This is a genomic window from Bradyrhizobium sp., from assembly GCF_036009065.1.
GTDB lineage: Bacteria > Pseudomonadota > Alphaproteobacteria > Rhizobiales > Xanthobacteraceae > Bradyrhizobium.
Genome location: NZ_DASYMN010000148.1, coordinates 34391 through 43569, shown reverse-complemented (window position 1 = coordinate 43569; position 9179 = coordinate 34391). Strand labels below are relative to the sequence as shown.

At 60.4% G+C, this 9179-nt stretch carries 7 protein-coding genes; 6 read left to right on the top strand and 1 reads right to left on the bottom strand.

The window, feature by feature from the left end:
- From VGP39_RS09100 to rpoH, 4 genes are all read left to right on the top strand, one after another.
- On the top strand, positions 1 to 221 hold a 221-nt coding region (locus tag VGP39_RS09100), incomplete at its 5' end, for a hypothetical protein (protein WP_327567775.1).
- A gap of 51 nt (positions 222 to 272) precedes the next feature.
- Entirely contained in the window at positions 273 to 1370 is a 1098-nt protein-coding gene (locus VGP39_RS09095) for a sulfite oxidase (RefSeq protein ID WP_327567774.1), read from the top strand.
- 668 nt (positions 1371 to 2038) lie between these two features.
- Positions 2039 to 2317, top strand: a complete 279-nt coding sequence (locus VGP39_RS09090) for a hypothetical protein (RefSeq protein ID WP_327567773.1) — start codon at positions 2039 to 2041, stop codon at positions 2315 to 2317.
- Between the two features lie 293 nt (positions 2318 to 2610).
- Positions 2611 to 3543 carry an RNA polymerase sigma factor RpoH gene (gene rpoH / locus VGP39_RS09085; RefSeq protein ID WP_327567772.1) on the top strand — a complete coding sequence of 311 codons (933 nt, stop codon included), beginning with the start codon at positions 2611 to 2613 and terminating at the stop codon, positions 3541 to 3543.
- A gap of 436 nt (positions 3544 to 3979) precedes the next feature.
- Here rpoH and VGP39_RS09080 read toward each other — a convergent pair whose 3' ends face one another.
- A complete protein-coding gene (locus VGP39_RS09080) occupies positions 3980 to 4831 on the bottom strand; it encodes a hypothetical protein (RefSeq protein WP_327567771.1) in 852 nt (283 codons plus the stop codon).
- Here VGP39_RS09080 and VGP39_RS09075 point away from each other — a divergent pair.
- Both VGP39_RS09075 and VGP39_RS09070 read left to right on the top strand, forming a co-directional pair.
- Positions 4812 to 5993 (top strand): efflux RND transporter periplasmic adaptor subunit, encoded by a 1182-nt coding sequence (locus VGP39_RS09075; RefSeq protein WP_327567770.1) that lies wholly within the window; start codon positions 4812 to 4814, stop codon positions 5991 to 5993. The two genes, VGP39_RS09080 and VGP39_RS09075, sit on opposite strands and share 20 nt — an antisense overlap.
- Positions 5990 to 9100 carry an efflux RND transporter permease subunit gene (locus VGP39_RS09070; protein ID WP_327567769.1) on the top strand — a complete coding sequence of 1037 codons (3111 nt, stop codon included), beginning with the start codon at positions 5990 to 5992 and terminating at the stop codon, positions 9098 to 9100. The genes VGP39_RS09075 and VGP39_RS09070 overlap by 4 nt, the downstream gene beginning before the upstream one ends.
- Positions 9101 to 9179: the final 79 nt, after the last annotated feature.

Here is a 9179-nt window from a genome sequence, read left to right as displayed (position 1 = left end):
CTGGCGCATTTGTAGCGGCTGCGGCCCGCTTTGCCGGACTGGCAATGGTGGTCACCGGAATCGCCATCATCGGACGAAGCAGTTCCGGCTTTGAGCGGACGCGCCGCGCGATCGATCGCGACGAGGTCATCCAGATGCCGCGGTCCCGTGCGGAGGCGCTGCTTTCCGTGGCCCTAGCGATTGCGGTGGCGAGTTTCTGCGTTTATCTCGAGGTGCTTTGACGGTCAGTGCGCACAATTGCGGTCTGCATATCGGCAGGAGACGCCACGGATATGAAACCTGAAAATTGGTCGGGCACAGCGGTGCAGCCCGTTGGCCTGGTCATCCGGCAAAAAGACCCGAATAACCTCGAAATGCCGTTCGATCACCTCGGCGACTTCATCACCCCGGCTGAATTATTCTACATCCGCAGCCATTTCCCGACGCCACAGCTCGATGCCCTCACCCATCGGCTGGCGATATCGGGTGCGGTACGTAGCGAGCTCACGCTGAGTTACGCAGATATCCGCGCCATGCCTTCACGGACATGCGTCGCCACGCTGGAATGCGCCGGCACCGGCCGGGTATTTTTGTCGCCGCCGGTCCCCGGAGCACAATGGCAGCTCGGCGCTGTGGGCAATGCTGAATGGACGGGTGTTCCGCTTTCCGCGCTGCTGGAGCGCGCCAGCCTTGCCGATGAGGTGTGCGAGATCGTCTTGGAAGGCGCCGATCGAGGCATAGCGAAGGAAGAGCCGAAGCCGCCAGGTCCCATCTCATATGCGCGTAGCATTCTCAGGACGCGGGCGACGGAGTCCGATGTGCTGATCGCCTATCAGATGAACGGACGTGATCTGACGCCCGACCATGGCTATCCGTTGCGCGCCATCGTGCCGGGACACTACGGCATGGCGTCGGTAAAGTGGTTGACCAACATTGTCGCGACCACACAGCCCTTCCAGGGCTATTGGCAGACTTCCGACTACGCCTATTGGGACGATTCCGCGGGAACGCCCATTCGCCGGCCGCTCGCGGAGATGAAACTGAAGTCTCAGATCTCACGCCCTCGCGTGTATGAGAGGCTCGAACCCAATAGGCTCTACACCGTTTTCGGTGCCGCCTGGGCGGGAGGCACCGACGTCACCGAAATCTGGATCAGCCTTGACGGCGGCGCGTCGTGGGTTCAGGGGGATTTCCTGGACCCGATAAACCGGAACGCCTGGCGCCGCTGGAAATACGACTGGATCACGCCGGCACAATCAGGCCGCTACACATTGCTGGCACGCGCGACGGGAGCAGACCGGCATAGCCAGCCGGACAGTCACAATCCAAATTTCGGCAGCTATGTGATTGATCACCCGCTCCCAATCGAGGTTTTTGTGGGCGCGCTTTGAAGCGCAGGCGAGAATTGCGGTCTGCAAGCGCTCGTTATATGCACTCAACAGCCGCGGCAGATGTTTCCGATTGCTCGATCAACCGCAATTTCATCGGGGGTGGGTTTAAGCATGGCGTCTGGAACTGAAGAAACACCGGCCGATGTCGGTCGATGATGAGGTGGGAGTGGCGCGGTCCCGGTGAGACGAGCATCCGGCGTCAACGACGGTGGTACGGTGGGATTGGCCGGTGCCATCAAGGCATGCATGCCTGACCCGTGCATGCCGCCGCGTGCATGAGCGGCAGGGAGCCCGGCTAGAACGAACACCGTGGTCGCTATGATAAGCTTTCGCATCTTGCACTCCTTGGGACGCGCGCATGACGCGTGAGGAAACGGCCAACGATAGATAGAGTCGCCGTCGCAAGCCGTCGTCTCAACTAAAAACGAATTTAGGGTTATCAGGATCGCTCGATGCCGACAGCCAAATAAGCGGCAGGAGGGACGGAAGTCACGTCCTGTCCCGATCACGGAACAATGCCGGTTGATTGAAATCGAATTTAGTAGAGGCGACAGCTTGCATTCCTATCTCCAGTCCATCGCGACGCCGGCGTTTGTCCCGCGGAGACACACGCCAGCGTCTTACCGGTCCTGGGGCGGAAAAGTCCGCCTATCCCAATGGAGAATGTCATGAGAGGACGAGTGATGATGATTTTGGCGAGCGCCTTGCTTGCCGGCAACCTTGTAGCCACGGGTGCGCAAGCCCGCGGTGGCGGCGGCTTTGGCGGCGGCCAAATGGGTGGTTTTGGCGGTGGTCGCATCGGTGGCTTTGACGCTGGTGGCATGGCGCATGTCGGCCACGAGCACTTTGGAGGAGGACATCGGTTCACCGGCCGTGGCCTTTACGGCGATGGCCTCGATTGCCCGTACTACGATTCTTACACCTGGCCGTACACCTGCACCTACTGAACGATAAGCGATCCGGAAGTCGCCGGCGGCGGCTTTCCCCGCTCAAATGGGCTCACCCGGAGAATTGGCAAACAGAACGCCAGCCCTGCCGGGTGAGCCCATTTTGCGAGCGCAGCTGATCAATAGCGAGCGAGCAACAAGGTACCGCACGCAATAAGGCCGGTGACTGAATTCGAATTTAATGTCCTAAACCTCAATTTAATGGCTCCTCCGCGCGCCGCGCCTATCATCCTGGTTATCCGATCGAGTTTCGGGCGGCGCAAGTTATCCTATTTAACGACGGAGCGACTGACATGGGCATTGAGGGACAATTCGCGGGCCTCGCCGCTCCAACACGACACCAGCCGGCCTCTGCCGCGGACGGGCGCGGCAAGGATTATCTCTATGACATCCAGCGCTTTGCGATGCTCGAGCGGGACCAGGAGTATGAGCTCGCCAAGCGTTGGCGCGAGCGCGGCGACCGCAATGCCGCGGACCAGCTGGTCACGAGCCATCTGCGCCTTGCCGTCAAAATCGCCATGGGTTACCGCGGCTACGGTCTGCCGGTTTCGGAAATCATATCCGAAGGCAACATCGGCCTGATGCAGGCACTGAACCGCTTTGAGCCCGAAAAAGGCTTTCGCTTTTCCACCTACGCGATCTGGTGGATCAGAGCGTCTATTCAGGATTACATCCTGCGTTCGTGGTCGCTGGTGAAAATCGGCACTACGGCGAACCAGAAGCGGCTTTTCTTCAAGCTTCGCTCGGCAAAGAGCAAGATCGCCGCATTCGAAAGCGGCGACCTGCGCCCCGATCAGGTTGCCTTGATTGCGAAGAATCTCGATGTCACCGACCAGGATGTAGTCGACATGAACCGGCGCCTCGGCGGCGACAAATCGATCAATGCGCCGCTTCATGAGGACGGGGAGACCGGCGAATGGCAGGACCATCTCGTCGACCAGTCCCCTTCGCCGGAAGCCATCGTGGTCGAACAGGACGACAGGGAGCACCAGCATAACGCGCTGATCGCCGCGATCGGGGTACTGGACGACCGCGAACGCCGCATCTTCGAGGCGCGGCATCTGGCCGACGAACCGCCGACGCTGGAAGAACTTGCGGATAAATTCAAAGTATCGCGTGAACGTATCCGGCAAATCGAAGTGCGGGCATTTGAGAAAGTCAGAAAAGCCGCCAGGAACCTCGTCCCAAAAGCGTCGGCGGCGATGCTGGAGAGCTGTGTCGCCTGAATCGGAAGCGCGGATTCACTAACGTAGCCGTGCAGGCGCGGCGCGATCCGCGCATCAAATGAGAACCGTATGTTTATTGGAGCGAATGCGATGCGTTCTTTCTTGGCCTTAGGCCTGATGATCACCCTCTGTGCGTCTGCCACTGCGGCGACGGTACCTCACTCGCGGCACCATGTCATCGTTGGCCCCAGCCTAGGCTCGGCCTATGCCGCGGCTCGGCCGCCGGTCTACTACGATGACACCCCAAGCTACAACGACCCCTCGAAGTTTGGCGGCAGCGCGGCGTTGCCCGCGACGCCCTGAGGCTTCGAATTGTGCCCACTCGGCACAACAATAAACGCGTATTTAATTGTGTAAGGGAGAGTCGCCGAGCACTTACACTCTCAAGACCGTTGCAGGCTTTTGGAGCCGGCCCCTACAAAACGACACGACAATCTTACGGCCAGATTCGACGGAGCAACTCCATGCGCGCCCTTTTGCCAGTGAGATTATCGTTGATCGCCGCGATCCCTGCGGCGCTGGTCATTTGCAACGCCGCGGTGGCGCAAGTCAGCGGAATGGCCAGCCCGACACCCACCTTAGCTGCGACCTCGCCGCTTGGGATGCCCTCGACGGGTTCATCGGTTTCGCCGACGGGTATCCCGCTTGGCTCGACCGAAATCGCATCCCCCGGCGTCAGTCCCGCTCCCGGCGACGCGACGGGCACAATTTCCATGCCGAGTAGCAGCGCGACATGTTCGACCATTGGCACTGCGCCAGTGTCCATGTTCGGATCCACCGCGAGCTTCGATGGCGGCGGAATGGCAGTCGGGACCGCTGCGCCTGCCACTTCGGCGTCCGGAATGTCGGGCTCTTCAGGACTGTCAACCTCATCGGCAATTTCTGCGACATCGGGGATGTCGATGACGTCAGGGATGCTGGAAACCTCGGGCATGTCCGGAATGTGCGGCTCCGGCTCAAGCAGCCTTGCTTCGTCTTCGACTCCAACGTCGCCCACAACGCCGGGCGGCGTCGCTCGAACCGGAATTCCATTGGGATCCACCGAGATCGGAAACCTTGGGGTCAGCTCAGCGGCGGCGGTACCAACACTGACCGTATCGCCCAGCGTGGGTTTAGTGGGACCAGCGGTCGTACCGACCGTACCCACGGTGACGCCTCCGGCAGCCGCTTCATCTGCGATGACAAGCTCTTTCCCCTGCCCGAACACCGGGCTTCCGAGCTCTACGGGCGCCTGCTGAAAATCAACTTCACCCGAGGGCGGACTGATCATGAAAAAGAAAAGCGTCATTGCTGTCTTGCTGACCGCCGTCGTTGCGGCCGGTGGCATTCTGTACTTCATGCGTGTTCAAGCCTTGCAGAAGGCCGCCGCCGCGCCGGCTCCGCCGCCCCCGGTGTCGGTCGTCGCGGGTGTGGTCGCCCAACATGACGTGCCGATCTATCTGAGCGGCGTGGGCACGGTGATCGCCTATAACACCGACATCGTGCGCGCTCAGATCCAGGGCCAAATCGTCAGCATCAACTTCACTGAAGGCCAGACCGTACATGCCGGCGACCTGCTCGCGCAGATTGATCCGCGGCCATATCAGGCGTTGATCGATCAGTACACCGGTAACCTCGAACGCGATCAGGCTCAGCTTATCAATGCCCAGGCCAATCTCGCGCGCTACACCACGTTGGGGGAAAAGGGCTGGGCCACGCCGCAATTGCTTGAGACCCAGAAGGCGCAGGTCGGACAGCTACAAGCGGCCATCAAGGCCGATCAGGCGCTGATCGACGCCGCCAAGGTGCAACTCAGCTTCACGCGCCTGACCTCGCCGATCGACGGCGTGGCCGGGATTCGTCAGATCGACGTCGGCAATATCATCAGCCCGTCGAGCACCAACGGCCTCGTCGTTGTCACCCAGATCAACCCCATTTCCTTGATCTTCACTCTGCCGGAGACGGTTCTGCCGCAAATCCAGCAGCAGCAGGAGAAAACCAAGGTCGCGCTCCCGGTTATCGCCTATAGTCAGGACGATACCACCGTGCTGGATCAAGGCGTGCTCGGGCTCGTCAACAATGAGATCCTGCAGACCACGGGCTCGATCCAGCTCAAGGCGAATTTTGCCAACAAATCGCGTCGGCTTTGGCCTGGCCAGCTGGTAAACGCGCGTCTGCTGGTCGATACACGGCATAACGGCCTCACCGTCGCTGCATCCGCCGTGCAGCAGGGTCCGAACGGCGCCTACGCTTATGTCATCAAACCGGACAACACCGTCGAGAACCGGCCGGTCAAGGTGGCAGAGATCAGCAGCGGCCAAGCCCTCGTTGATTCTGGGCTCAAGGCCAATGAGCAGGTCGTGGTCGACGGACAATACAAGCTGCAGCCCGGCACACGTGTCACGATGCTTCACGGCAAGGCCGCGCAGGAAGCCATCGCACAAAGCGCGCAGCAGGCGCCCATCCCATGAACATATCGGCGCCGTTCATCCATCGGCCGATTGCAACAGCTCTACTGATGGTGGGCCTGCTGGTCGGCGGCCTGGTCAGCTATCCGCTGTTACCGGTAGCGGCCTTGCCGAACGTCAATTTTCCGACGTTGCAAGTCACGGCCCAGTTGCCGGGCGCCGATCCGCAAACCATGGCTTCATCGGTGGCTACTCCGCTCGAATTGCAATTTGGCGAAATTCCGGGACTGACCCAGATGACATCGGCGAGCGCGCTGGGTTACACGCAGATCACGCTGCAGTTCGATTTGAACCGCCAGATCGACGGGACGGTGAGCGACACGTTGTCGGCGATCAATGCGGCAACGGCGTACCTGCCGGTGGGCATGCCGTATCCGCCCACGATCCGGAAAGTCAATCCGGCAGACACGCCAATCCTGGTGCTAGGCCTGACTTCTGATACCCTGCCGCTGACCACCGTCGATGCCTATGCCGAGAACATCCTGCTGCAGAAAATATCGCAGATCTCGGGCGTCGGTCTGGTGGGTATTGGCGGTCAGCAGAAGCCCGCCGTCCGGGTGCAACTCGACCCGCAGGCTCTGGCGGCGCGCGGCATCAATCTCGAAGATGTTCGCACAGCGCTGGGTCAGGCCAATGTCGACTTGCCGAAAGGTACGCTTAACAGCCCGCGCCAGACCTACACGCTGAACACCAACGATCAACTGCTGAAGGCCGAGGACTACGCCAATCTGGTAATTGCGTATCGCAACGGCGCACCGGTCCGTATCCGCGACGTCGGCCGCGCCGTCAGCGCGCCGGAGAACGATCTGATCGCCGGATGGTTCAATCAGAGACGTTCGGTGATCCTCGCGATTCAGCGCCAGCCCGGCGCCAACGTCATCAATACGGTAAACCGAATCAAGGCGATGATGCCGGTCCTTCAGGCCTCGATCCCGCCGGCGGTAAAGGTCAACATTATCGCCGACCGCACGGAAACCATTCGCGCTTCGGTCAGCGACGTGCAGTTCACGTTGATGCTGACGGTTGCATTGGTGGTGATGGTGATCTTCGTATTTCTGCGCAATTTCTGGGCCACGGTTATCCCGGCCGTCACCGTGCCGCTGTCGCTGATCGGCACCTTCGCGGTGCTCTACGAACTCGGCTACAGTCTCGACAATCTTTCGCTGATGGCGTTGTCGATCGCGGTAGGGTTCGTGGTCGACGACGCCGTTGTGGTGATCGAGAATATCGTGCGGCATATGGAGGAAGGCGCCGCGCCGTTCGACGCGGCGCTGAAGGGGGCCGGCGAGATCGGCTTCACCATCGTGTCGATCACGCTCTCGCTGATCGCCGTCTTCATTCCACTGTTCCTGATGGGCGGCTACGTCGGGCTGCTGTTCCGCGAATTTGCTGTCGCAGTGAGCGTGGCTCTGGTGCTGTCGCTGGTGATCTCCCTGACGCTCACGCCGATGATGTGTGCATACCTTCTCAAGCCGGAGAGCAAGCAGCACGGACGGCTCTACCGGCTTTCCGAACGCGGTTTCGATGGCCTGCTCAACCTCTATGAGGCAGGCCTCAAGATCGTATTGCGGCACCGCTTCGTTACCCTGATGACGATGCTCGGCACCATCGCGCTGACCGGGTATCTCTACGTGGCGATCCCGAAGGGCTTCTTTCCCGAGCAGGACACCGGATTGATTATCGGCCTGTCCGAGGCTGCGCAGGATATCTCCTTTCAGGCCATGGCCGAGCGCCAGCAAGCCTTGCTTGATGTCCTGATGCGGGACCCCGCGGTTTATTCGGTGGGATCAGCCGTGGGCGCCGGCGGCGGCAACACCACAGTTAATAATGGCCGCGTGTACATCTCGCTCAAACCCAAGAGCGAGCGCGGGAACATGGACCAGGTGCTCGCGCGGCTGCGGACCAACCTCGCCAAGCTGCAGGGAATCACGCTCTATATGCAAGCCGCCCAGGACATCACCATTGGCGGACGCGTTTCCAAGACGATGTATCAATACACACTGAACGACGCCGATCCCGGCGAACTCAATCATTGGGCCGCTCTGTTCCTCGAAAGGATCAAGGGCGTCCGTGGAATCACCGACGTTGCTACCGACCAGCTGAACGCCGGGCCGCTACTCGATATTACCATCAAGCGCGAAGTCGCGTCGACCTATGGCATCTTGCCCTACACGATCGACAACACGCTGGATGACGCATTCGGGCAGCGCATCGTTTCGACCATGTACACGACCTTGAACCAGTACCATGTCGTCATGGAAGTCGACCCGAAGTTCCAATACGGGCCCGAAGCGCTCAACGGCATCTACGTCAAATCCTCTAGCGGGCAGCAGGTGCCGCTATCGACGCTGGTCGACTCCGTCGTGAAGGTCGCGCCGCTGGTGGTTAACCATCAGGGCCAGTTCCCTTCGGTGACGATCTCGTTTAACCTGCTGCCGGGCACCGCGATCGGTCAGGCCGTGAGCTCGATTCAGAAGATCGAAAAAGATCTCGGCAAACCGCTGTCGCTGCAGACCAGCTTTCAGGGCAACGCCCAGGCTTTCGGGGACTCGCTGTCCAGCACGCCGATCCTCATCATCGCCGCGCTGTTCGTCATCTACATCATCCTGGGTGTGCTGTACGAGAGCCTGATACACCCGATCACGATCATTTCGACGCTGCCCTCGGCAGGCCTTGGTGCGCTGCTGCTTTTGATGGCGGCTCACTACGATCTCAGCGTCATCGCGATCGTCGGCATCATCCTGCTGATCGGCATCGTCAAGAAGAACGGCATCATGCTGGTCGATTTTGCGCAGCACGTCGAGCATGAACAGGGCTTGTCGGCCGAAGAAGCCATCTATCGCGCCTGTATCATGCGTTTCAGGCCGATCCTGATGACCACGATGGCGGCGCTGCTCGGCGGCGTTCCGATGATGCTCGGTGCGGGCGTGGGATCGGAAATTCGTCAGCCGCTCGGCTATGCCATCGTCGGCGGCCTCGCTCTGTCGCAGGTCCTCACGCTCTATACGACGCCGGTCGTCTATATCTATCTCGACCGACTGCAGACATGGCTGTTCGGAGCAAAGAAGCCGGCGCCGGCTGGTCACGCGGCTCCGGCGCCCGCCGAATGAGGATCACTAAACTGCAATTTAATGGCTCGCTCATCGGCCGCCGCCTACCTCAGGGTTAGCGGTTCGACTTTGATCCGGG

What these genes read in the sequence shown, in the direction of transcription:
- VGP39_RS09070 (WP_327567769.1), top strand. Translation starts at nt 5,990, where the DNA reads ATGAACATATCGGCGCCGTTCATCCATCGGCCGATTGCAACAGCTCTA.
- rpoH (WP_327567772.1), top strand. Translation starts at nt 2,611, where the DNA reads ATGGGCATTGAGGGACAATTCGCGGGCCTCGCCGCTCCAACACGACAC.
- VGP39_RS09080 (WP_327567771.1), bottom strand. Translation starts at nt 4,831, where the DNA reads ATGACGCTTTTCTTTTTCATGATCAGTCCGCCCTCGGGTGAAGTTGAT.
- VGP39_RS09090 (WP_327567773.1), top strand. Translation starts at nt 2,039, where the DNA reads ATGAGAGGACGAGTGATGATGATTTTGGCGAGCGCCTTGCTTGCCGGC.
- VGP39_RS09075 (WP_327567770.1), top strand. Translation starts at nt 4,812, where the DNA reads ATGAAAAAGAAAAGCGTCATTGCTGTCTTGCTGACCGCCGTCGTTGCG.
- VGP39_RS09095 (WP_327567774.1), top strand. Translation starts at nt 273, where the DNA reads ATGAAACCTGAAAATTGGTCGGGCACAGCGGTGCAGCCCGTTGGCCTG.